This window comes from Aurantibacter sp. UH7, from assembly GCF_056839165.1.
Genome location: NZ_CM166388.1, coordinates 2,162,011 through 2,186,991, shown reverse-complemented (window position 1 = coordinate 2,186,991; position 24,981 = coordinate 2,162,011). Strand labels below are relative to the sequence as shown.

Sequence of the window (24,981 nt, the reverse complement as noted above, 5' to 3'; positions counted from 1 at the left end):
GTAATTCAACTCTTACTTTAAGACAATTCGATTGCCCGATATTGGCAATTCTTAATTACTACTTATGAAAGTATTACACGTAGATGTTAATCATCCCCTTATAATTGATCAATTCAACTCATTCGGATTTGAAAATGATGAAGACTATTCTTCTACAAAAGCAGAAATAGAAGCAAAAATTCACGAATATGACGGACTCATAATTCGAAGTAGATTTTCTATAGACAAATCTTTTCTCGATAAAGCCGTTAAACTAAAGTTTATAGGTAGACTAGGGGCTGGACTCGAAAATATCGACACTAATTACGCATCAACTTTAGGAATATATTTAGCCGCGGCACCTGAAGGTAACCGAAATGCAGTTAGTGAACATACCTTAGGAATGTTACTTTCATTATTCAATAATCTAAACAAAGCAGACAAAGAAGTACGTTCTGGTAGATGGGACCGCGAAGGCAATAGAGGAATAGAACTTGATGGCAAAACAGTTGGAATTATTGGATACGGAAACATGGGAAAAGCCTTTGCAAAAAAGCTTAGAGGTTTTGACATTGAAGTAATTTGCTACGACATTCTCGGTGGTGTTGAAGACGAAAACGCAAGACAAGTAGGTATTATGGAATTGCAACAAAAAACAGATGTGTTAAGTTTACATATTCCGCAAACAAAACTTACAATTGGTATGATCAATGCTGAGTTTATTGAAAAATTTCACAAACCAATTTGGTTACTAAACACCGCACGGGGTAAAAGTGTAATTTCTAATGATTTAGTAGACGGTTTAAAATCTGGTAAAATATTAGGTGCTGGGCTAGATGTACTGGAATATGAAAAGGCTTCTTTTGAAAACATGTTTACGGATCAAAAGCTTCCTGAAGCATTTGAATATTTAATTAAAGCCGATAATGTAATTCTCTCGCCACATGTAGCTGGCTGGACTAAAGAAAGCCTTGAGAAATTAGCGCAAACCATCGTGGATAAAATCAAAGAAGAATTTTGCTAAATTTGGTTTACCATGAAATATGCCGCTAATTCGCCCGAAGAATACATTAATTTGCTACCAGCAACCAGACAACCTGTAATTTCAAGAATTAGAGACATTATAAACAATACCATACCTAACGGATTTCAAGAACAAATGAGTTATGGCATGTTGGGTTGGATTGTACCACATTCAATTTATCCAGACGGCTACCATTGCGACCCCAAACTCCCGCTACCCTTTATAAATTTAGCCTCTCAGAAAAATTTTATTGCACTCTACCATTCTGGAATATATGCCAACGAAAAGTTATACGATTGGGTAGTATCCGAATACCCAAAACACTGTAAAAGAAAATTGGATATGGGAAAAAGTTGTATTCGATTTAAATCAATGGATGACGTACCATACAATCTTATTGAAGAACTATGTTCTAAAATAACTGTCGAAGAATGGATTTCTTTATACGACAAAAACATTAAAAAGAGATAAATTCTCTAAGATTACTAGCAAAATTTGATAGCATAAAACTTAAAACTATGACAAAAAGAGTTACGGGTTTAGGCGGTTTCTTTTTTAAAACAAAAGACCCAGATTCAATTAAACAATGGTATAAAGACCGATTGGGATTAAACACAGACCAATATGGTTGTACTTTTTGGTGGAAAGACAAAGAGGGTAACGATTGCTCAACACAATGGAGCCCTATGAAAGAAGACACAACTTATTTCGAACCTAGTAAGAAGCAATTCATGATGAATTTTAGGGTTGAAAACCTTGTAGAACTTCTAGCTATTCTAAAAGAAGAAGGTGTAACCATAGTCGGAGAAATTGAGGAATACGAATATGGAAAATTCGGCTGGATTTTAGACCCCGAAGGGAATAAATTAGAGCTTTGGGAGCCAAAAGATAAGGTCTTTCAATAATATACAAATAAATAGTACTTTTAGCATATACAGTAATTATACAACCAAAAACCAAATAGAATGTCAGAAGAGAACAAAGATTTAGGCGATATGGCCGATGATGCCATGGATAGTGCCAAAGAAGGTGCTGAAAACATTGGCAACAAAGCAGAAGATGCTTTAGATAGCGCAAAAGAAAAGGCAAGTGATATGGGCGAAAAAGCAAGTGAAAAGTTTGATGACGCTAAAGAAAAAGCAAGTGAATTTGCGGATGATGCAAAAGAAGCTGCAAGTGATTTTGCAGATGAAGCAAAGAAAACAGCTAATGAATTTACTGAGAATGCTAAAGAAGCATTCAATGAAATTGGTGGAGAAAACAAAAAACTATTAGCTGGAATTATAGCAATTGTATTGGGTTCTCTAGGTATACATAAGTTCATACTTGGTTACCAAAAAGAAGGTATAATAATGCTAGTTGTCACTTTACTAGTAGGTGGTATTACTTGTGGCATTGGCGCTTCTTTAATGGGTATTATTGGTTTGATAGAAGGTATTATCTATTTAACCAAGTCAGATGAAGAATTCTATCAGACGTATCAAGTCGGTAAAAAAACATGGTTTTAATTAACTAAAAAAAAGCCATGTCTGTTTGATTTGGCTTTTTTATTCTTTATTATTATCGTAATATAGCAATATTTAAATACTAAATGGGAATAACTAAATCACAAATGTTTTCTAGCAAACAAAATCAGCTTGCTACAATTTTTAAAGTTCTCGCCCACCCAGGAAGAATAGCAATATTACAATACATAAGCCGTCAAGAAGCATGTATCTGTAATGATATTGTAAATGAAATAGGATTAGCTCAACCTACAATTTCACAGCACTTAAAAGAGCTAAAAAGCATTGACCTAATTCATGGAGAAATTGAAGGAAAAAGAGTTTGTTATTGTATCAACTTAGCTAAATGGAAAGAAGTGCAAGAAGCAATGAATTCATTCTTTAATACCACTAAATTTAATTGCTGTTAAGATGACAAATAAGCAAAATATAATTGTAAGACCCATGACCGAGAATGATTGGGCCTCAGTTTCTAAAATATACGCTGATGGCATTGCAACTGGTATGGCAACTTTCGAAAAAATTGTTCCAACATATGACGCATGGAACTCAGCTCACCTAAGTAACTGTAGACTAATTGTTGAACAAGACAATTTGGTATTGGGTTGGGCTGCACTCTCCCCTGTTTCTAGCCGCTGTGTTTATGACGGAGTAGCCGAAGTAAGCGTATATATAGATAGTAATTCTCGAGGAAAGGGTGTAGGCAAACTATTAATGCACGCATTGATAACTGCGAGTGAGGCAGCAGGACTTTGGACAATACAATCCGGAATATTTCCTGAAAATATCGCCAGCTGCAAACTTCATGAAAAAACCGGATTCAGACATATCGGCAAACGTGAACGTGTAGGTAAGATTGATGGAAAATGGAAAGACAATCTTCTTTACGAAAGAAGAAGCAGTGTAATTGGTATAGACTGAGATAATTCAGTTATAAAATCTTTTTTAACCCTCATTCTGATAAGCCTCCATAAACTTACGCTCCAACTCAGCTTGAAATTCTTCCATTACCGGTTTAACAGTGCTTTCTGGTAAATCTGATATTTTAATATACATTAATCCATCTACGGCATTATTAAAAAGTGGGTCAACATTAAATGCAATTACTTTAGCATTTTGTTTGATATACTTTTTAATTAAAACTGGTAAGCGCAAACTACCTGGCTCAACCTCATCTATTAATCTATCAAACTTATTTAAGTCGGCCGCTGTTTCATCAAAGACGAAGTCTTTATCCGCATCAGTTAATTTAACCTTGAATTCCTTTTTAGGTCTAATGTATTGTGCTACATAAGGGTCCCAATAGTTAGATTTCATAAATTCAATCATCAAAGATTTTGAAAAATTTGAAAACTGATTACTAATACTTACTCCACCTATTAAATACTTATGCTCAGGATGCCTTAAAGTGGTATGAACAATACCTTTCCATAACAAAAACAAAGGCATTGGTTTTTGTTGATATTCTTTTACAATGTACGCTCTGCCCATTTCAATAGACTGCTCCATCATACCAAATAATTCGGGCTCGAAACGAAATAAAGCTTGCAAATAAAAACCATCAATCCCATATTTTTTGAAAATTTGAGAACCCAAACCCATTCGGTATGCTCCTACTAGTGCCTTTTCATTACCATCCCATAGAAAAAGATGGTGATAATACGCATCAAAATCATCTAAATCACTTGAATTATTTGTTCCCTCCCCAATTGCGCGAAAAGTAACTTCACGTTGTCGCCCAATCTCTTTTAAGGTAAAAGGCATTTCGTTTGCAGGCGCTAAAAAGACTTCATAATTCTTACTTTGCAACAAGCGCCTATCCTTCTCCCGAAGATTTTCAATCTCTTCTTCTATCACCTCTATTGGCACTGCTGTTGCTATCTTTTTTGGCAATTTAGGCAACTTTAACGAAGTGGGTATCTGATCAATTAAGCGCTCCTTTTCATAAGCATTTGAAAGTATATATGTTTTCTTGCGCAGTAACTCTGTAAAACCTTCTAGAGTTTCTTGTTCATTCTGACTTTTTACTGAAATAGGCTGGCCAATTCTAACCTTTATTGGTCTATTACGTTGTGAATATACCTCCGATGGAATTTTAGCAGTCCTAAAAATATCGTTCCATTTTGCCATTCGGTAAAAGAGCTTACTGTTTTTTGCATGAAAATATATTGGAACAACAGGCACTTCTGCTTTTCTAATTAATTTTAAGGCCGCCGCCTCCCAAGGCCTATCAACAATTAATTTTCCTTCTTTTTTCGTAGAAACTTCACCTGCAGGAAATATACCCAAAGGATGACCATCTTTTAGATGCTGTAAAGCTTTTTTAAAACCAGCCAAACTACTTCTTACATCTTTTCTATTCTCAAATGGGTTTACAGGAATAATATATGGTTCGATAGGTGCCATACGTTGCAGCAAAAAATTTGCCATAATTTTATAATCAGCACGCTGACCAAGAAGTAATCGGAATAATAAAATACCATCTATAGCACCTAACGGATGGTTGGATATAGTTATGTAAGCGCCTTTTTTCGGTAATCGACGAAAATCTTCATCGGGTATTTCAAAATCAATTTCGTAGTGTTTGAGAATAGCATCCGCATATTCCGCAGCCTCTAAATGCTTTATGGAATCATAAAACGAATTAATGCTTGAAATTCTTGTAACCTTCATAAGCAACCAGCTTATAAAAGTGCCAAAAAACCCGTATTTATCGAGATTAACAGCCTTGGCAACTTCTTTTGCGGTCACTAAACCCATATTTCTTGCAAGTTTTAGGTAATGGTAAATATAGGTAAATCAAAAGATTAGTACCTCACTTTAACAAGAACATAGTAGTAAAGAAATTCTATTTTACAACTAATTGAACAGTTTCCGTACCGCGCTGCTCTAACAATACTTGATGCCCGTTTTGAAGTGAATCTATGGCCTTATCAGTAAAATGACGAATTGTAAAGAGCGAAACACCCTCATAATGAACAACTTTAAACCTACCTTTTAACAATGGCAATAATTCATTCAAACGACCAAAGCGATTATCTACACAAACTGAAAAACTAATAGCAGAGTTCTGAATTAAATCTACTTTCATTTTATATTCATGAAACAATTTAAAAAGCTCACTAATACTATCTTCCACTATAAAGGAAAAATCTAATGAAGAAAGTTTCATTAACACCTGATCTTTTTTAACGATAAAACAAGGAACTTTTGGTTCAATTCCTATTCCTTTCCCAACTGTTGTTCCAGGGTTTTTAGGATTCATAAACGACTTTACATGTAATGGAATTTCTTTTTGCTGTAAAGGCTGTAATGTTTTAGGGTGAATTACAGAGGCACCGTAAAAAGCTAATTCGATTGCTTCTCGATATGATATCTTGTTTAACAACTGTGTTTCCTCAAAATAACGCGGATCAGCATTCAATACACCAGGAACATCTTTCCAAATAGTCACAGAATTTGCATTTAAACAATAGGCCAATATAGCAGCTGAGTAATCCGAACCTTCTCGTCCTAAGGTAGTTGTGAAATTATTATCATCACTACCCAAAAAGCCTTGAGTTATATTAAGTTTTTTCTGATCAATACCCTCAGAAACCAACTGTTGAGTTTTTTCCCAATTAACAGAAACGTCTCGGTAACTGCTATCTGTCTTAATAAAATCTCGTACATCAAGCCAATTATTCGCAATTCCTATTTCTTGTAAATAAGCACTAATAATAGTAGTAGAAATTAACTCTCCATAGCCTACAATTTGATCGTAAACAAAATTATATTTAGGAGATTTATTCCATGCTACGAATCCTAAAACCTCATCAAACAATCCTTTCACTTTATCAAAAATCAGATGTTTATCATTTTCAAAAAGTTCTATCAATATAGAATTGTGATAGTCAATAGAATCTTGAATTTTAGTTTTTATATGCTCTTTATCATTAAAATAAGCATTCACAATTGCCTCCATAGCATTTGTAGTCTTACCCATGGCTGATACTACCAGTAATGTATTTTCATGGCCTGTTTCTTTTAAGACACTAACCAAATTTCTTACTGCCTCAGCATTTTTAACTGATGCACCACCAAATTTAAAAACCCTCATTTATGATTTCTTTATTGTATTCGTTTATATTTTTTCTAAATAGCTCTCTATACCAGCCTCGTCTAGCTGAACAACATCCCAGTCGCGAAGAACTCTTGCTCCTTTTTTCTCGTAGAATTTAACCGCAGGTTCATTCCAATCAATTACCTCCCAATTAATACGCTTTACTCCTAATTGCTTTCCATATTTCACTACTTCGTTTAGTAATGCCGTACCTAAACCACTACCGCGCATTCTTTCGGCAACAATTAAATCTTCTAAATGTATTATGGGACCTTTCCATGTAGAATATCGCGGAAATGTTAATGCAATACCAACCACATCACCATCTTTTTCACCGACGAAACAATGAAATAGTTTTTCCTTTCCAAAACCATCTCTTACTAAATCATTAACAGTTACCTCTACTGCATCTTCTTCTTTTTCAAAAGTTGCTAATTCTTGTATTAACGACAAAATTTGCGAACAATCTTCTTGTCGTGCTGGTCGTATTTCGAAATCCTCCATTGTTATAAATAAAACACAAAGTTATAAATCTAAATATTCAAAATAAAATCATTATTAATGAGTTTAACAAAATAGGCGATATTTGTAAAAAACGAACAAATTGTAAGATATTATGGTCAAAAGAAACCAAACATTAGGTGAATTTATTATTGAAAACCAAGATTCTTTTCAATACTCTTCTGGTGAACTCTCAAAACTTATTAATGCAATACGGTTAGCTGCAAAAGTTGTGAATCATGAAGTTAATAAAGCCGGATTAGTAGACATCTTAGGAAAAGCTGGGGACACCAACATACAAGGTGAAGACCAACAAAAGCTAGATGTTTTTGCTAACGAGAAATTCATTAACACACTTACTAATCGTGAAATAGTTTGTGGTATTGCTTCTGAAGAAGAAGATGATTTTATTACAATAAATAGTAATGATGATAATCATCAAAATAAATACATTGTACTCATAGACCCCTTAGACGGTTCTTCGAATGTTGATGTAAATGTTTCTGTAGGTACGATATTCTCTATCTATAGAAGAATAACACCAGTGGGAACACCTGTAACTTTAGAAGACTTTTTGCAACCAGGTAGAGAACAAGTGGCAGCTGGATATATTGTTTACGGAACCTCAACTATGCTAGTATACACAACCGGAGATGGAGTAAATGGCTTCACATTAAATCCGGCAATTGGCACCTTCTATTTATCACATCCAAATATGCAATTTCCAGAAACAGGAAAGATATATTCCGTAAATGAAGGAAACTATACACACTTTCACCAAGGTGTTAAAGACTATATTAAATACTGCCAACAGGAAGAAGGCGATCGCCCATATACCTCAAGATATATTGGCTCTTTGGTATCAGATTTTCACAGAAACATGATTAAAGGTGGTATTTACATGTACCCAAAAAGCAGCATTACAGAAAGTGGAAAATTGCGACTATTATACGAATGTAACCCTATGGCCTTTCTTGCCGAACAAGCAAATGGCTTAGCAATTGGTGGTAAAAGTAGAATTATGGATATTGAACCAACGGAATTACACCAAAGAGTGCCTTTTTTCTGTGGAAGTAAAAAAATGGTTGAAAAACTACAAGAATTTTTAGATAAGTATCATTGATACACTTAACATCATTGTACAAAAAAAGGAGGCATATGCCTCCTTTTTGTATATATAATTCTCCGATATATTATCGGTTCATATTTTTTATTTCATCAATAAAATTATCCTCATCTACTCCAGCATTGACTAATTTCAATGCTTTATCTACTACATAAGAAACATTTATTGGATTAAAACCTAAACCAACACCCATACGCTCTAACATTGAAACTTGTTTTTCGCCTAGCTCGTGGTCTGCATAAACCATGCGGGTTAAGTCAAAAAGTCGTTCTAATCTGCGATCATAACTTGTAGGTGGATTAATTGGATGCGTTGCATAATCCTTCAAGATCTCAGAATAATCATCCTCTGAAATATCTAGTTTACGCGCTAATCGATTTAAGAACGCACGCTCATCTTCTGTAATAACGCCATCACTCATGGCTACTCGTACTATCGCTGCAAAATGATCTTGATTTCTTTTTCTAAAACCACTATCAAATAAATCTGAAATTGACATGTATTCTATTTTTATAGGAAGCAAATATAATTTTTTTGAAGGTCTTATTTTCTGTATCAGTAATTTATTTTTAGGGGGTATTTCGTAACTTACGATAGCTATGAACAAACCACTTTTAGAATTTACTGCTAAAGGGATTTACTGTAACGCTGCCAAAGTTTATCTCGACCCATGGAAACCAGTAGACAAAGCAATCATTTCTCATGGTCATGCAGACCATAGTCGGTGGGGTCATAAAGAATATATCACGCATCATCGTAACGTTCCTATAATTTCACATCGGCTTGGCGAAATCAATGTTTCAGGCCGGGAATGGGGAGAAACATTTCGCATTAATAACGTTAAATTCAGCCTGCATCCAGCAGGACATATTATTGGTTCTTCACAAATTCGAGTAGAACATAAAGGAGAGGTATGGGTTTTCACTGGAGATTACAAAGATGAAAATGATGGCATCTCTACTCCCTTTGAACCCATCAAATGCCATACTTTTATCACGGAATGCACCTTTGGATTACCCGCATTTAAATGGACACCACAAAAAAAAGTAATTGAAGATATTAACTTATGGTGGAATGAAAACAAAAGAGAAGGAAAGACCTCTGTTCTCTTTGGCTATTCTTTAGGAAAAGCACAACGACTTTTGAAATATTTAGATACTGATATTGGAAAAATATATACCCATGGTGCAATAGAAAATATGACGGAAGTATTGCGCCCATTAGTAGATTTCCCGAAAACAACTTTAATCACAAAAGAAACAAAGAAGGTGGAATTATTAGGCAATATTGTTTTAGCCCCACCTAGCGCTCACGGTAGCACTTGGATTCGTAAAATGGTGCCCTTTGTTACAGCATCTGCTAGTGGTTGGATGACTTTTCGCGGAGCCAGAAGAAGACGCGCTATAGACAAGGGGTTTGTACTTAGTGACCATTGTGATTGGCAAGGCCTATTAAATAGTATTAAAGCAACGGGAGCAGAAAAGATTATTTGCACACATGGTTATACAGATATTTTCTCACGCTATTTACGAGAACAAGGCTATGACGCTCGTACAGAGAATACGCAATACGAAGGAGAACCCTTGGAAGTAAATACAGCAAACAAAGAGGAAAGTGAAGTATGAAGAAATTCGCACAGCTTATAAGAACTCTGGACAGCACAAACAAAACTAACTTAAAAGTGCAGGCCTTAGCAGATTATTTTATTGCTGCGAGCAGTACAGATAAAGTTTGGACGATTGCAATTCTATCACATAGGCGACCACCGAGGCCTGTGAATACAACATTAATTCGTCAATGGGCATCCGAACTTGCCAATATTCCGCTCTGGCTATTTGAAGAAAGCTACCATATTGTAGGTGATCTTGCTGAAACAATTGCTTTGATAGTACCGTCGGCTAAATCATCTACAAAAAAAACTCTAACACAGTTTCTTGAAGAAATGATTTTGCTTAAGTCGAAAACAGATATAGAAAAACAAGGTTATCTTTTTGAAAACTGGAAAACCCTAAATTATTATGAGCGTTTTGTTTTTACAAAATTAATGACCGGTGGATTTCGAATTGGTGTCAGTCAGAAATTAATGACGAGGGCATTATCTAAAGCAACAAAAATTGATGAAGATATACTCGCTTATAAACTTATGGGCAATTGGGATCCAAATAAAATCTCATTTCAAGAACTAATTTTAGAGGAAAACGAAAGCGACTATTTATCTAAGCCCTACCCATTCTATTTGGCTTATGCCATAGAAAGCAATGTAACCGATTTAGGAACTATAAGCGAATGGTCAGCAGAACATAAATGGGATGGTATTCGCTCTCAAACCATAATTCGTAATAATGAACTTTTTGTATGGAGCCGTGGCGAAGAACTAGTGACAGACAAATATCCGGAGTTTAAAAATTTCATAGACAAAATTCCGAATGGGACAGTAATTGACGGAGAAATTCTTCCTTATCCAAATAATAAAATTGGAACATTCAACGACCTACAAACCCGAATCGGGAGAAAAAAAGTATCCAAAACATTACTAGAAAAAGTACCGGTAATTTTGAAAGCATATGACTTACTAGAATGGAAGGGCGAAGATATTCGCAGCAAATCCTTTATTGAACGTAGAAGTATTTTAGAAAAATTATTTACACAGGTAAGCAAACATAAGCTAACAAAGGATGACGACAGCACCATACCCCTGCAACTTTCAAAAACCATGCACTTTAATTCCTGGGAAGAAGCTGTGCTAGAACGAGAAAACGCAAGAAATGTTCAAAGTGAAGGATTAATGTTGAAACGGAAAGATTCACCCTATTTAGTTGGGCGAAAAAAAGGGGACTGGTGGAAATGGAAAGTAGACCCTTTAACTATTGATGCCGTATTAACCTATGCCATGCGCGGCCACGGACGTAGAAGCAATCTTTTTACGGATTACACTTTTGCCCTTTGGCGAGAAAATGAAAACGAAGAAAAAGAACTGGTAACTTTTGCCAAAGCATATTCTGGTTTAACAGATGCCGAATTTCGAAAAGTAGATTCTTGGATTAAAAAAAATACCCTAGAACGATTTGGACCAGTACGGTCGGTTATACCTCAACTTGTTTTTGAAATAGCTTTTGAGGGAATTGCACTTTCTAAACGTCATAAAAGTGGTGTAGCAACACGTTTTCCTAGAATTTTAAGATGGCGAAAAGACAAAAAAATTCATGAAGCCAATCACCTAAGCGACCTAAAAAAAATGATACCTTAACATGTAATTAATGAATAGGGATGAACTTTATCATATCGCCGAATTATGGTTTCAAAAACAGCATTGGAAGCCATTCAAATTCCAAAAGGATACTTGGAAAGCTTTTCTACAAGGTAAAAATGGTTTGCTAAATGCACCAACGGGTAGTGGAAAAACCTATGCCCTTTGGTTTCCTATAGTTTTAAATTATATCAAAAAAAACCCGCAGTACAAGACCGAACATCAAAAAGGATTAAAAGCAGTTTGGATTACTCCGCTTCGTGCACTTTCAGAAGAAATTAGGCAATCCGCGGAAAGAGTAACTGCAGATTTAGAAACGCAAATGACCGTAGGAATACGTACGGGTGACACTTCTACAAAGGCAAGAGCAGCTATGAAAAAGCAAATGCCTGATTTATTAATTACCACACCAGAAAGTTTACAGTTGCTTTTAGCATCCAAAGAATATTCCAAAATCTTTAAAGATTGTACCGCTATAGTTGTAGATGAGTGGCACGAATTGTTAGGAACAAAACGTGGGGTACAGATGGAACTTGCTCTTTCACGTTTAAAATCTGTTTCGAAGGAATTACGCATTTGGGGAATTTCTGCCACAATCGGAAATTTAGAACAAGCAAGAGAAGTACTACTAGGACCACAATCAGAAGCCTTGCAAAATTCAATTATGATAAAGGCTAATATCAAAAAGAAAATTACGGTTAAAAGCATTATCCCAAAAAAAATGGAAACTTTTCCATGGCGTGGTCATCTCGGTATTCGATTATTAGAAGACATAATTCCAATAATTGAAAATAGTAAGACCACATTACTATTTACCAACACAAGAAGTCAGTGTGAAATTTGGTTTCAAAAAATTTTAGAAAAACATCCGGAGTATGCAGGTGAAATTGCAATGCACCATGGCAGCATCAACAAAGAAACCCGTAATTGGGTTGAACAGGCCATTCGAAATGAGAGTTTAAAGGCTGTAGTTTGTACTTCAAGTTTAGACTTGGGTGTAGACTTCGCTCCGGTAGAAACTGTCGTTCAAATTGGAGGTCCCAAAGGTGTTGCTCGTTTTTTGCAACGTGCTGGTCGTAGTGGTCACCGACCAGGTAAAGAAAGTGTAATCTATTTTATGCCCACACACGCTATAGAATTAATTGAAGCTTCAGCACTTCAACAAGCGGTAAAACAAAATACAGTTGAAGACCGCATACCATATTTAAACAGTTATGACGTACTATTACAATACTTAACAACATTAGCAATTTCTGAAGGATTTTATCCTGATGAAATCTATGAAGAAATCCGACAAACTTTTTGTTATCAAGCCTTAAGTAAAGACAATTGGCAGTGGCTTTTAAATTTTCTGGTGATGGGAAGTCAAAGCCTGCAAGCTTATGATGAGTATAAAAAGATTAACGTTGAAGAAGATGGTAAGTTTACCGTAAATGACCGTGGAGTAGCTATGCGTCATCGATTTCAAATTGGCACTATCGTTGGCGATGTTAATTTAACTGTGCGGTATCAAAAAGGAGGTTATATAGGTTCTATTGAAGAATACTTTATCTCCAAACTTAACAGAGGTGATGTCTTTACATTTGCTGGAAGAAATTTAGAATTTATTCGAATAAATGGAATGCAAGTTCAGGTTCGTAATTCTAAGAAAAAAACGAATAGAATCTCTAGTTGGATGGGTAGTCGTATGACACTTTCTGCCCAGATGTCCGAATTACTAAGGCAAGAACTTTATTCGTCTTACAAAAAACCAAAAGACCAATCTCCTGAGATTAAATCATTAGCACATATTTTTGAACGACAACGCAGAGAAAGTATCGTACCCAAACCGAATGAATTTCTCATTGAAACTTTTAAAACAAGAGATGGATTTCACCACATCTTCTATCCTTTTGAAGGACGTTTTGTTCATGAAGCATTGGGTAGTCTATTAGGTTATAGGATTAGTTTACTCTCCCCTATAACTTTTTCCTTAGCTTTTAATGATTATGGTTTCGAACTTCTTTCAGATCAGGCTATAGACATACAACAAGTAATAGATAACAATTTATTTACTACCGATTTTCTCATGGATGATTTACAAAAGAGCCTAAATGCAACTGAAATGGCGCGAAGAAAATTTAGAGACATCGCAATTATTAGTGGAATGGTTTTTACTGGATACCCCAACAAAGCCATTAAAATGAAGCACTTGCAAAGTAATTCGCAATTATTGTTTGAAGTATTCCGCGATTATGAACCAGAAAACTTATTATTTCAACAAGCCTTTACTGAGACTTTCCAACATCAGTTGGAAGAGGGTCGTTTGCGATTTTCGATGGAACGAATAGCAACACAAGAAATCGTTTGGAAAGAATGTAAAAAAGCCACACCCTTCTCCTTTCCATTAATAACAGACCGCATGAGTCGCGAAAAATTATCAAGTGAAAAATGGGAAGATCGTATAAAACGAATGACCGCTATTTTGATGAAAAAGTAGATACCTTTGATTTTCATGAATACCGAATCCATAAAAATTAATGAACAGCTGTTTACCATGCACCCTCATGGGGGTTTATTTTGGCATGAAAAATCAATGCTATTAATTAGCGATGTGCATTTGGGTAAAATTTCACACTTTCGAAAATACGGTGCTGCCGTACCTCAAAAAGCAATTCAAAAAAACTTTGTTTTATTGAATGAGGTCATCTCTTTTTTCGAACCAAAAAACGTGATATTCATGGGTGATCTTTTTCATTCTTCACTGAATAAGGAATGGTTGCTTTTTAAAAATTGGATTAAAGGAATTAAATCTAAAGTTGTTTTGGTTATCGGAAATCACGATATAATCTCTCCTCTTAAATATGAAGAATTAGGAATTGAAGTCGTACCAGAATTACATTTAGACGGCTTTCTTTTAACACATCATCCTGAAGAAAGAGAAGGTTTATTTAATTTTTGTGGTCATATACATCCTGCTATTCGCCTTAGAGGTTTGGGTCGGCAATCGGTACGATTACGCTGCTTTTACAAAACAAAAGCACAATTATTACTTCCTGCATTTGGTGAATTTACTGGATCCCACACAAAGGCTCCAGAGTCTAATTGTCAAGTTTTTGCATTATTAGGAAACACAGTAATTCCCGTTCCAATTGAAACCTATGAAAAGAAAAAACGCAATTTGAAATAATTTGTCAGTCAAAAAAAGTACTGACCTTACTTTACTAATCCCTATTTTTAATAAAAATCCAATTATGCAAAAACGTCTATCACTTTTAAATCTCGTTTCTGTAATTCTAGTGATTGGCGTAAACTATGTTTCACAAGCCATTCGATTTAATGAGACTACCATTGGGGAAGTAAGCAATAAATATTTCAACCTTTTCACTCCAGAAGGTTATGCTTTTGCCATTTGGGGGTTAATATTTGCTGCCTTGATTGCCTATGGAATCTATCAAGTAAAATTATCCTACTTTAATAAGTCGAAGGCGAATTACATTTTGGAAACTGGATATTGGCTCATAATTGCTAATCTTTTGAATTGTGCTTGGGTGTTTGTTTTCGCCTATGAATATACCGGACTCTCAGTTTTAATAATGCTGGGAATATTATTTTCACTTATAAGAATAATTTTAAATACTAACATGGAAAAAGAGTCAGTTTCCCGCTCGATATATCTATTTGGCTGGCTCCCTATCGGAATATATAGTGGTTGGATAGCCGTAGCAACCATTGCTAATATTTCAGCCTTCCTAGCCAAACTAAATTGGGACGGTGCAGTTCTTTCTGAAACCGGATGGACAATTACAATGATTATTATTGCAACTCTTTTAAACCTCATAGTCTTGTACACTCGTAACTTGTATGAATTTGCAGCCGTTGGTATTTGGGCGTTATTTGCTATTTACATTCGTCATCAAAATGAATTTGAAAACATCGCAAATACAGCCTTAATAGGTTGTGTAATTATTTTTACAGCTATGCTTCTGTTTGCTTTTAACCGAAGAAAGAAGGTGTAATACAAATATTATAAGTGCACTCCTAAATTCAACATACACATTTTTATTTCATTTGATTGGATTAAACTTACATAACGAGTTATCTTTGCATTTCAAACATTGAAGGTTGACCCAAATTAGCATTCAACAACTGTTTTCAGAGTCTCCGAAATCTCGGAAACTCAAAGATTCTATTGCCCAATCTGAAACCAATACTCCCACAAGAATTCACACAAAAGGTCTTTCAGGTTCTGCATTATCTTTTGTTTTGGCTGATGCTTTTAAAAATACCGATAAGCCCTTTCTCTTATTATTTGATGATAAGGAAGAAGCAGCATATTTTCTTAACGACCTTGAACAGCTTATTGGCGCCAAAGATGTGCTTTTTTATCCGGGCAGCTACCGAAGACCTTATCAAATAGAAGAAACCGATAATGCCAATGTTTTGCTTAGAGCGGAAGTTCTTAATCGCATAAACTCTCGTAAAAAGCCAGCGATAATAGTAACCTACCCAGATGCACTTTTTGAAAAAGTAGTTACTCGTAGAGAATTAGAAAAAAATACGCTAAAAATAAAGCTCGACGATACACTTTCGCTAGATTTTCTGAATGAAGTGCTTTTCGAATATCAATTTAAAAGAGTTGATTTTGTTACTGAACCCGGCGAATCTTCCGTTCGTGGGGGAATTGTGGATGTTTTTTCATTTTCACATGACCAACCGTATCGAATTGAATTTTTTGGTGACGAAGTTGATAGCATACGAACTTTTGATGTTGAAACACAATTGTCAACTGAAAAAGTAAAGAAAATTAGCATTATTCCGAATGTGGCGAATAAATTAATGGAGGAAAAACGAGAAAGCTTCCTAAAATATATAGCATCAGACACAGTTATTTTCTTAAAGAATACGGAACTTCTTTACGCTCGCTTAGATGATTTTTTTAAAAAGGCTAAAGTTGCTTTCACTAAACTATCAGAAAATATTAAACATGCTGAGCCAGAAGAATTATTCCTAAATGCAGCTAGTTTTAAAGAACAAATAGCAAAATTCTTTTTACTAGAAGCAAAAACACAACAAGCATATTCTCAACAGCACACTATAGAATTCAGTACACAACCGCAGCCTTCGTTCAATAAAAAATTCGACTTACTTATTGAAAACTTAAACGAATACAAATCGCAGGGCTATACTAATTATATTTTCTGCTCCAGCGAACAACAAGCAAATCGTTTTCATGCCATATTTGAAGACAACAAAAAAAATGTACATTACGAAACTATAGTTCTACCATTATATCAGGGGTTTATTAATGATGATTTAAAAATAGTCTGTTATACTGATCATCAAATTTTTGAGCGCTACCACAAATTTCAACTTAAAAATGGCTACGCTAAAAAACAAGCAATCACTTTAAACGAGCTGAATAAATTAGAAGTTGGTGATTTTGTTACTCATATAGATCACGGTATAGGCAAATTTGGCGGCCTTCAAAAAATAGATGTTGAAGGCAAAAAACAGGAAGCTATTAAATTAATGTATGGCGATCGAGATACATTATATGTAAGTATTCATTCGCTACATAAAATTTCTAAATTTAACGGTAAAGATGGTGCGGTTCCTAAAATTTATAAATTAGGTTCTGCAGCTTGGAAAAAACTGAAGCAAAAAACAAAATCTCGCGTAAAGAAGATAGCTTTTGACTTAATAAAAGTATATGCTAAGCGTAGATTAGAAAAAGGTTTTCAATACGCACCGGACAGTTATCTTCAGAATGAATTAGAAGCATCATTTATATATGAAGACACTCCTGATCAGAGCACATCTACAGAAGATGTGAAAAGAGACATGGAAAGCGAACGGCCAATGGATCGCTTAATCTGTGGAGATGTGGGTTTTGGTAAAACTGAAATAGCAATTCGTGCCGCTTTTAAAGCCGTCGACAATGGCAAACAGGTAGCTGTTTTAGTACCTACAACAATATTAGCCTTTCAACATCATAAAACTTTTTCTGAACGTTTAATTGAAATGCCTGTTAAGGTAGATTATTTAAATCGTTTTAGGAGCACTAAAGAAAGACGCGAAACATTAGAGCAATTAGAAGCTGGAAAAGTAGATATTATCGTTGGCACCCACCAGTTGGTAAATAAAAACGTGAAGTTCAAAGACCTTGGACTATTAATAGTTGATGAGGAACAAAAATTTGGTGTTTCGGTTAAAGACAAACTAAAATCAATTAAAGAAAATGTTGATGTTTTAACCTTGACAGCCACTCCTATACCGCGAACGCTTCAATTTAGCCTAATGGCAGCGCGAGATTTGTCTGTAATAAATACTCCACCCGCTAACAGATACCCAATTGAAAGTAGAGTTGTACGTTTTCATGAAGAAGTGATTCGCGATGCTATTAGCTACGAAATTCAAAGAGGAGGCCAAGTGTTTTTCATTCATAATAGAATAGAAAATATTAAAGAAGTTGCAGGTATGATTCAGCGTCTAGTACCAGATGCTAAAGTGGGTATTGGCCATGGTCAAATGGATGGCAAAAAACTAGAAGCATTGATGCTCGGTTTTATGAATGGCGAATTTGATGTGCTAGTCTCTACAACTATCGTAGAAAGTGGATTAGATGTAACTAATGCGAATACTATTTTCATTAATAATGCTAATAATTTTGGCCTTAGTGATTTACACCAGATGCGCGGTCGTGTTGGTCGTAGCAACAAAAAGGCTTTTTGCTATTTTATTACACCGCCTTATGAAGTAATGACACCTCATGCTCGGAAAAGAATAGAAGCACTTGAACAATTTACTGCTTTAGGTAGTGGATTTAATATTGCCATGAAAGATTTAGAAATAAGAGGTGCTGGTGATCTTCTAGGCGGCGAGCAAAGTGGATTTATTAATGAAATTGGCTTTGAAACCTATCAAAAAATATTGGCAGAAGCCATTGACGAACTTAAAGAAAATGAATTCAAAGATTTGTATGAAGATGTCGAAGGACATAAAGATAAAGTCTTTGTAAAAGAAACTCAAATAGATTCTGATTTTCAATTACAGTTTCCTGATGACTATATAAACAACATAACCGAGCGTCTTAATTTATATACAGAACTTAATAAAATTAGTGACGAAAAAGGTCTTCGAAAATACGAAGCACAATTAATTGACCGATTTGGCGAACTACCTTCTGAAGCGGAAGATTTATTAAACTCGGTTCGAATAAAATGGATTGCAAATAGTATAGGTTTAGAAAAAGTTGTGCTCAAAAAAAACAAGTTAATAGGGTATTTTATTAGTGATCAACAATCTGACTTTTACCAGAGTACCACCTTTACAAAAGTGCTTCAATTTGTACAGTCAAATCCTAATAAATGTAAGATGAAAGAAAAGCAAACACGCAACGGACTTCGATTACTGTTGGTTTTCGAACGAATTAATACTATCGAAAAAGGTTTATCAGCTTTAGCTCCTTTCGATCAATCTCTTAACGATGATTTAATATCATAAAACGGATATATTTGCGTTATTCAATCATATTTATGTAACTTCGTGGCTTTCTAACCCCACAATTAGAAATATGAAAATCCCTAATCTAGGTTTTAGCCTAGTAGAAAAATTTGCAATAGTACAGGCCGTAGATGCAGTAATTGTAGCCGATGGCGAAATTCACAAAGGAGAAATCAGCGCCCTAAGTCAATTGATGAGGCGCATTGATTTTGAAACCAATTTCATTTTACAAGCTAGAAATATGAGTCTCGACCAAGGTCGTGCCATATTAAGCGAAATGTCTTTTCAGAAGAAAAAAGCAATCGCTAATATTTTAGAAGAAATTGCCATTTCTGATGGATTTATTCATGAAAAGGAATCAACGCTTATAGCTTCAATTATTGAGCACATTGGTCTTCGTAATGAGACGCGTGCTGCCAAATAAAAGGCATTTTCAACACAATTTACAACAGTAAAATTCACACTTTTTTATTGATGGCATAGTTTTGCTTACGAACGCAAAACCCTTTTTTTCCTTATATTAGTTTCAAAATCTTTTTTAAGACCAAACTAATTAAGAATACTAATGCCTAATCAAAAAATGAAACAAAAAAATTACATCTTATTAATAGCTGCTCTGCTATTTACCTTCTTACTAAAAGCCCAACCAAGTAAACAATTAGTAAATGTTATAGTAAGTCCCAATCATTCCGATTGGACTTATAATATTGGAGAACAAGCTGAATTTTCTATTAGCGTAACACGAAACAAAGTACCATTAAAAGGTATTAAAGTAAACTATAAAATTGAGCCAGATTCGGGCTATCGCGAAATTAAAACTTTAGAGGAAGGAAGTTTTACATTAGCTACCAACTCCAAGGTAAAGGCGCCTAAAATTAAACAACCAGGATTTCTTCGTTGCACAGCTAATGTTACGATTGATGGTAAAGAATATTCATCGTATACTACTATTGGCATAGCTCCAGATAAAATTAAACCTACAACCTCGCTTCCTACCGATTTTGAGAAATTTTGGAACAAAGGAAAAGAAGAATTAGCGGAGGTAGCTATGGAACCAGTACTTACACTAATGCCTGAACGTTGTACGGATAAGGTGGATGTATACCATGTAAAACTTAATAATGTTAAAGGAAAAATTTATGGCATACTAACTACACCGAAAAAAGCAGGAAAATATCCTGCTATTTTACATGTTCCGGGAGCTGGTATTCGACCGTATTACGGTGAAATAAATGAAGCCGCAGAAGGATTTGTTTCATTTACAATTGGTATTCACGGCATACCAGTAAACTTAGACAAAAGTGTATATGACGACCTACGAGCAGGTCCACTAAATAACTATCAGGTTTTTAATTTAGATGATAAGGACAACATGTACTATCGTCGTGTATATTTGGGCTGTATTCGTGCAGTTGACTTTATTGAAAGCTTAGAACAATTTAACGGGGAAGACATTGCTGTAACAGGTGGAAGTCAGGGTGGCGCCCTATCTATTGTTGTTGCCGGATTAGACCAACGAATTGACTATTTAGCAGCATTTTATCCCGCCCTTTCAGATATGACCGGATTTTTAGAAGGAAGAGCTGGCGGATGGCCTCAGATATTTGTTGACGACTTCACCAACAAAAAAGAAAAAATAGAAGTTTCCAAATATTATGATGTGGTAAATTTTGCGCGATTTGTAAAAGCAGACGGATGGTATAGCTGGGGTTATAATGACAACGTATGCTCACCAGCATCAACTTTTTCAGCATATAATGTTATTTCAGCTAAAAAGGAATTACACGTTTTTCAAGAAACACAACATTGGACATTTCCCGAACAACGAGAACAACGCAACAATTGGCTTTACAAAAAGCTTAAAGAATAAATACCTGAACTCAATAAACTAATTTTGGTTCAATTATTGCCTTATTTTAAATATGAAAAATACAATATTAGTACTATGCTTATTTATAAGCTTTTTAGTACAGTCGCAACACAGTATTTCTGGTACGTTTTCTCCTGCCGATGACTACTCTTGGATTATTGCTTATAGATTAACACCAGGCTCTCAAGCTTATGTTGCTGACACTAAAATTAAAAAAGGCGAATTCGCATTAGAAATGCCCAAAAGCGCACCCCCAGGCACATACCGATTGGTTTATGCAGTGCCGCAAAACGAGTTTTATATTGATGTTTTATATAGCGGAAAAGAAGACATTATTTTCAACTACAAAACCGATGAAGAAGTATCTTTTATTGCATCTAAAGAAAATATACTTTTCAGTACATATTTTAAAGAAATTGCGGACATAGAAAACAAAATAATTCAATATTTTTCCACTGATTTAAAAAATACTAGTGAGTATATTAAATTAAATAAATCTTTATTAGATACCCAAAAATCATATGAATCTAAGGCAGCTGGTTTATTGGTCAATAATTTTATAAAGGCTAATCATCCATATATCGCATCGGATTACCAAAACCCCGAGCAGTATGTAAAAGCAAAAAAGGATAACTATTTTAATCATCTAGATTTAACTAATAACACCCTTAAAAGTTCCGATTTCTTAAAGGACAAAATAGTGAACTACGTTTTTACAGCCCTTCCATTAAAATCTTTGTCTGATTCTGAAACAGAAATTGAAATTCAGTCAAATATCAATACGGTTGCCAATAAGATTAAAGAATTATCTGTAGATTATCAGTTTACCTTATTTAATTCTATTTGGGAATATGCTACTTTATTACAGCTCAACGACACTCCAAATTTCATTTTGAACAAATATTTAAAGTCAAAAGCTATATCTCAAGAAAATAAAAAAGTGTTATCTCAAATAGAAGCGGAAAACAGATTACGAATTGGAGCTATTGCTCCCGAAATTGAATGGAAAACCAAGGAAAAGGAAAAACAACTAAGCACATTAACAGGAGCTAGTAATTATATTCTAATTTTTTGGAGTAGCACCTGCTCTCATTGCTTACACGAGCTTCCAGCACTTCACAAAGAATTAAAAAATTTCCCCGAAGTACAAGTGATTGCAATAGGCCTTGAAGATGACGAAATAAGTTGGAAGTTAGAATCTGCAAAATTAGATGATTTTGAACATGCCATTGCACTAGGAAAATGGGATAGTACGTATGCTGAGTTATTTGATATTCATCAAACACCAACGTACTTCATTCTAGATCAAGAAAAGAAGATAGTTTTAAAACCAGAAAGTGATAAAGATGTAGTTGCCTTTTTAAAGCGCTAAAGTGTCTTTAGGTCTTTGATAGTTTTAAAAGCCACATCTACTTGATCATCATCAACTAAAATAGTAAACTCATTAGTTGTAGATATCACCTCATATAACACGATACCTTCCCATGCCAAACGTTGAAATATGAAGTAATAAATGCCCGGTACCGAAACATTTTCAGCAGGTAATTTTACGGTAATTGAAGAGAGATTTTCAGCTTTCTGTGTACATTTTTCAGCTCTAAACAACTCTTCTACTACATCATCTAAAATATTACTTACCACTATGTTTATTTCATTTACTCCCCTTGAAGAAGTGTAAAAAACATCATGATTAACATTTACTGCCTCCAATAATTTTGCCTGTTGATGCAAAACAGTATCAGATGCTAAAAATGTATAATCAGTTAATGAAGATCGAACCGTGATTTCTCCAATATTCTTTAAAACTTTGACAATCTTGTGTGTTGCTCTAAATTCAAGATCATCTGAGAGTCTTTTTAATGCCATTACAATAGCACCATTTCTAATATCCTTAGATAACTCCTCTTGAATTTCAGGCTTAATAATACGTGAAAGCGAAGTAAGGTTAATAATTCCTTGAGCTAACGCACTTTGAAGAAAAGGCTTTTTCTTGATGTATTCTTCAACTACTGATGAGATAGTTTTCATGGTATAAATTGGTTTGTGTGTAAAAATAACAAATTGTTACAAATAAAACAAAAGAAGATTATCTAAAAATGGTAAAAAGCACTTTCCAAATGCTCAATTTTGAATATTTGTTTATTCTTCAATATTGTTATCACATCAAATCGAGCATCCAAATCCAGATTATTATCAACAATATATTGATGTGCTCCTGCAACCAGAAGTTTTATTTTTTTTGGCGTTATCGTTTCAGCAATTGAAATTATCTGATCATTACTTCTAGCACGCACTTCTACAATAGCAAGAACTTCTTTTTTCTGCGCGATTATATCTATTTCAGATTTTAAATATCGATAGTTTTTACAATGAATTTTATAACCACTTTTCAGTAAATAATCTACTGCTATTTGCTCACCTTCTTTTCCGAATTCGTTATGCTTTCCCACTTTAATATTGAATTATTACATCAAAATAATGCATTTCATCGAAAATACATGCAGTTAAACGTCTTAAAAGACGAGAAGTGCGTAAATCTTTATGCACGTTATCGAAATTAAGAGAAATCGGGTACTATACCCACCTTAACTTCGTTATTTAGTTGCCCCCAAGCACATGAACGTCACCTATTAACGCCCTACTTAACTATGGAATATTTCATTAATTGTAATACTTCAGGCCTTAGCGCTTATGCCATTCCTTTGGATAAAAATAAAGCGGAACATCTTTATAGAAGGCTTGGATTTAGTGCATCTGTAGACACTATAAATGCCGCAATTGGCCAAACAGCAACAGCTTTAGTTGATAATTTAGTAAATCAAGCATCTAATGCTAACACCATTCCAGAACCGGCTTGGGCAAATTGGAATAACAGTAATTATCCGGAAGATGATCAAGCCAGAAACGCACTTAAAAACTCTCAAATAGACGAAATTAGTCTAGCGTACACCAAATCTCTTATCGACAATAATCTAGCCGATAGAATGAGTTTTTTCTGGAGCAATCATTTTGTTACTCAATTAAGCGTATACAACTGTAATGGCTTTTTATATCATTATGTAAATTGTCTACAGCGCAATGCTCTAGGCAATTTTAAAACTTTTGTTAGCGAGATTGGACTAACTAGTGCAATGCTTTATTATTTAGATGGAGTTTATAATAATGGCAATAATCCGAATGAGAATTATGGTCGTGAGTTATACGAACTTTTTACTTTAGGAGAAGGCAATAATTATACTGAGCAAGACATCATTGAAACTGCTAGGGCATTAACCGGTTATGTCGAACGAGGAGAACTAGGTTGCGAAACTGTAACTTTTGATCCTGAAAGATTTGATGCAGGTTCCAAAACTATTTTTGGTCAATCTGGTAATTGGGATTATGATGACGTAATAAACATTCTTTTTGAGCAAAGAGCTGATGAAATAGGTTGGTTTATTTGCAAAAAATTATATGAGTTTTTTGTACACCCCGATTCGCAAGATGAAGCAGGTAATGCAGAAACTATTATCCAAGGCATGTCAGCCACATTTATAGCGAACGATTTTGAAATTGCACCAGTATTAGCACAACTTTTTAAAAGCGAACACTTTTTTGATGACGATGCTGTTGGTGTAATAATCAAGAGTCCGTATGACATGTACTTAAACTTCATAAATGAAACTAACTTCACTTATGATGATGCTACCTTATCAAGCTTAAATAGTGCTTCTACACTACTTAGCCAAGAACTCTTCGATCCTTTTGATGTAGCAGGTTGGCAAAGAAACCGTTCTTGGATTAATACCAATTTCATGATAGGACGCTGGCTAACTTTTGAGATGTTTATTCAAAATTTTTGGCAGAATAATCAAGAACAATTTAGAACTTTTGGAATTGCAGCCACAGGTCCAAATGGCGCTACAACTAACGACCCCGATGAAGTAGCAAGAGCAATTATAGACAAAATCACTCCAAAAGGATTACTTACTGAAATCCCAGATTATAGTGCGGCTTTTGATGTGTTTAGAGAACCTTACGAAAGCGATATGGTCTACCAAAATGGATCATGGAGTATGATGTTGACCAATGCAGATTCTCAAGTATACCTCTTATTACTTCACTTAATTAGACAACCTGAATTCCAATTAAAATAAACCTAC

The 24,981-nt window shown here is 34.7% G+C and carries 23 protein-coding genes; 17 read left to right on the top strand and 6 right to left on the bottom strand.

Going from position 1 to position 24,981, the window contains the following annotated elements; all coding sequences use genetic code 11:
• Positions 1-64: 64 nt before the first annotated feature.
• The 6 genes from UH7x_RS09290 (at position 65) to UH7x_RS09265 (ending at position 3,429) form a co-directional block, all read left to right on the top strand.
• The gene (locus tag UH7x_RS09290; RefSeq protein ID WP_482363448.1) at positions 65-1,003 is read left to right on the top strand and encodes a 2-hydroxyacid dehydrogenase; all 939 of its coding nucleotides are present in this window, start codon (positions 65-67) and stop codon (positions 1,001-1,003) included.
• A 12-nt stretch (positions 1,004-1,015) separates the two neighbouring features.
• The gene (locus tag UH7x_RS09285) at positions 1,016-1,474 is read left to right on the top strand and encodes a DUF1801 domain-containing protein (protein ID WP_482363447.1); all 459 of its coding nucleotides are present in this window, start codon (positions 1,016-1,018) and stop codon (positions 1,472-1,474) included.
• 47 nt (positions 1,475-1,521) lie between these two features.
• Positions 1,522-1,908, top strand: coding sequence for a VOC family protein (locus UH7x_RS09280; protein ID WP_482363446.1), 387 nt, complete (start codon positions 1,522-1,524; stop codon positions 1,906-1,908).
• A gap of 60 nt (positions 1,909-1,968) precedes the next feature.
• Complete coding sequence (locus tag UH7x_RS09275) at positions 1,969-2,511, top strand: NINE protein (protein ID WP_482363445.1); 543 nt, start codon at positions 1,969-1,971, stop codon at positions 2,509-2,511.
• A gap of 83 nt (positions 2,512-2,594) precedes the next feature.
• The gene (locus tag UH7x_RS09270) at positions 2,595-2,918 is read left to right on the top strand and encodes an ArsR/SmtB family transcription factor (RefSeq protein WP_482363444.1); all 324 of its coding nucleotides are present in this window, start codon (positions 2,595-2,597) and stop codon (positions 2,916-2,918) included.
• Position 2,919: 1 nt separating this feature from the next.
• The gene (locus tag UH7x_RS09265; protein WP_482363443.1) at positions 2,920-3,429 is read left to right on the top strand and encodes a GNAT family N-acetyltransferase; all 510 of its coding nucleotides are present in this window, start codon (positions 2,920-2,922) and stop codon (positions 3,427-3,429) included.
• A gap of 24 nt (positions 3,430-3,453) precedes the next feature.
• On the opposite strand, the gene UH7x_RS09260 is transcribed toward UH7x_RS09265, so the two are convergent.
• The 3 genes from UH7x_RS09260 to UH7x_RS09250 form a co-directional block, all read right to left on the bottom strand.
• Positions 3,454-5,268, bottom strand: a complete 1,815-nt coding sequence (locus UH7x_RS09260; RefSeq protein WP_482363442.1) for a GNAT family N-acyltransferase — start codon at positions 5,266-5,268, stop codon at positions 3,454-3,456.
• Positions 5,269-5,356: 88 nt separating this feature from the next.
• Positions 5,357-6,607 carry an aspartate kinase gene (locus UH7x_RS09255; RefSeq protein ID WP_482363441.1) on the bottom strand — a complete coding sequence of 417 codons (1,251 nt, stop codon included), beginning with the start codon at positions 6,605-6,607 and terminating at the stop codon, positions 5,357-5,359.
• A gap of 24 nt (positions 6,608-6,631) precedes the next feature.
• A complete protein-coding gene (locus UH7x_RS09250) occupies positions 6,632-7,114 on the bottom strand; it encodes a GNAT family N-acetyltransferase (RefSeq protein WP_482363440.1) in 483 nt (160 codons plus the stop codon).
• A 112-nt stretch (positions 7,115-7,226) separates the two neighbouring features.
• Between UH7x_RS09250 and fbp the strand changes: the two genes are divergently transcribed.
• On the top strand, positions 7,227-8,234 hold the full coding sequence (gene fbp, locus UH7x_RS09245; protein WP_482363439.1) for a class 1 fructose-bisphosphatase: 1,008 nt from the start codon (positions 7,227-7,229) through the stop codon (positions 8,232-8,234).
• A 70-nt stretch (positions 8,235-8,304) separates the two neighbouring features.
• Here fbp and UH7x_RS09240 read toward each other — a convergent pair whose 3' ends face one another.
• Positions 8,305-8,736: a tellurite resistance TerB family protein gene (locus UH7x_RS09240; RefSeq protein ID WP_482363438.1), complete on the bottom strand. Its 432-nt coding sequence runs from the start codon at positions 8,734-8,736 to the stop codon at positions 8,305-8,307.
• Positions 8,737-8,836: 100 nt separating this feature from the next.
• On the opposite strand from UH7x_RS09240, the gene UH7x_RS09235 reads away from it, so the two are divergent.
• The 9 genes from UH7x_RS09235 to UH7x_RS09195 all read left to right on the top strand — a co-directional run bounded on the left by UH7x_RS09235 (position 8,837) and on the right by UH7x_RS09195 (position 22,211).
• Positions 8,837-9,862, top strand: a complete 1,026-nt coding sequence (locus UH7x_RS09235; RefSeq protein WP_482363437.1) for a ligase-associated DNA damage response exonuclease — start codon at positions 8,837-8,839, stop codon at positions 9,860-9,862.
• Positions 9,859-11,484: an ATP-dependent DNA ligase gene (locus UH7x_RS09230; protein WP_482363436.1), complete on the top strand. Its 1,626-nt coding sequence runs from the start codon at positions 9,859-9,861 to the stop codon at positions 11,482-11,484. Before UH7x_RS09235 ends, UH7x_RS09230 begins: the two co-directional genes overlap by 4 nt.
• 10 nt (positions 11,485-11,494) lie before the next feature.
• Positions 11,495-13,963: a ligase-associated DNA damage response DEXH box helicase gene (locus UH7x_RS09225; protein WP_482363435.1), complete on the top strand. Its 2,469-nt coding sequence runs from the start codon at positions 11,495-11,497 to the stop codon at positions 13,961-13,963.
• Positions 13,964-13,978: 15 nt separating this feature from the next.
• Entirely contained in the window at positions 13,979-14,653 is a 675-nt protein-coding gene (gene pdeM / locus UH7x_RS09220) for a ligase-associated DNA damage response endonuclease PdeM (protein WP_482363434.1), read from the top strand.
• 64 nt (positions 14,654-14,717) lie between these two features.
• Positions 14,718-15,482, top strand: a complete 765-nt coding sequence (locus UH7x_RS09215; protein WP_482363433.1) for a tryptophan-rich sensory protein — start codon at positions 14,718-14,720, stop codon at positions 15,480-15,482.
• Between the two features lie 106 nt (positions 15,483-15,588).
• Positions 15,589-18,969 carry a transcription-repair coupling factor gene (gene mfd, locus UH7x_RS09210; protein ID WP_482363432.1) on the top strand — a complete coding sequence of 1,127 codons (3,381 nt, stop codon included), beginning with the start codon at positions 15,589-15,591 and terminating at the stop codon, positions 18,967-18,969.
• A 70-nt stretch (positions 18,970-19,039) separates the two neighbouring features.
• Positions 19,040-19,393 (top strand): tellurite resistance TerB family protein, encoded by a 354-nt coding sequence (locus UH7x_RS09205; RefSeq protein WP_482363431.1) that lies wholly within the window; start codon positions 19,040-19,042, stop codon positions 19,391-19,393.
• Positions 19,394-19,549: 156 nt separating this feature from the next.
• On the top strand, positions 19,550-20,839 hold the full coding sequence (locus UH7x_RS09200; RefSeq protein WP_482363430.1) for an acetylxylan esterase: 1,290 nt from the start codon (positions 19,550-19,552) through the stop codon (positions 20,837-20,839).
• 52 nt (positions 20,840-20,891) lie between these two features.
• A complete protein-coding gene (locus UH7x_RS09195; RefSeq protein WP_482363429.1) occupies positions 20,892-22,211 on the top strand; it encodes a TlpA family protein disulfide reductase in 1,320 nt (439 codons plus the stop codon).
• Here the strand turns inward: UH7x_RS09195 and UH7x_RS09190 are convergent.
• Both UH7x_RS09190 and UH7x_RS09185 read right to left on the bottom strand, forming a co-directional pair.
• On the bottom strand, positions 22,208-22,867 hold the full coding sequence (locus tag UH7x_RS09190) for an aspartate kinase (RefSeq protein ID WP_348148631.1): 660 nt from the start codon (positions 22,865-22,867) through the stop codon (positions 22,208-22,210). The two genes, UH7x_RS09195 and UH7x_RS09190, sit on opposite strands and share 4 nt — an antisense overlap.
• A gap of 62 nt (positions 22,868-22,929) precedes the next feature.
• The gene (locus UH7x_RS09185) at positions 22,930-23,289 is read right to left on the bottom strand and encodes a YraN family protein (protein ID WP_482363428.1); all 360 of its coding nucleotides are present in this window, start codon (positions 23,287-23,289) and stop codon (positions 22,930-22,932) included.
• A gap of 198 nt (positions 23,290-23,487) precedes the next feature.
• On the opposite strand from UH7x_RS09185, the gene UH7x_RS09180 reads away from it, so the two are divergent.
• Positions 23,488-24,975, top strand: a complete 1,488-nt coding sequence (locus UH7x_RS09180; protein WP_482363427.1) for a DUF1800 domain-containing protein — start codon at positions 23,488-23,490, stop codon at positions 24,973-24,975.
• The last annotated feature ends 6 nt before the right edge of the window (positions 24,976-24,981 follow it).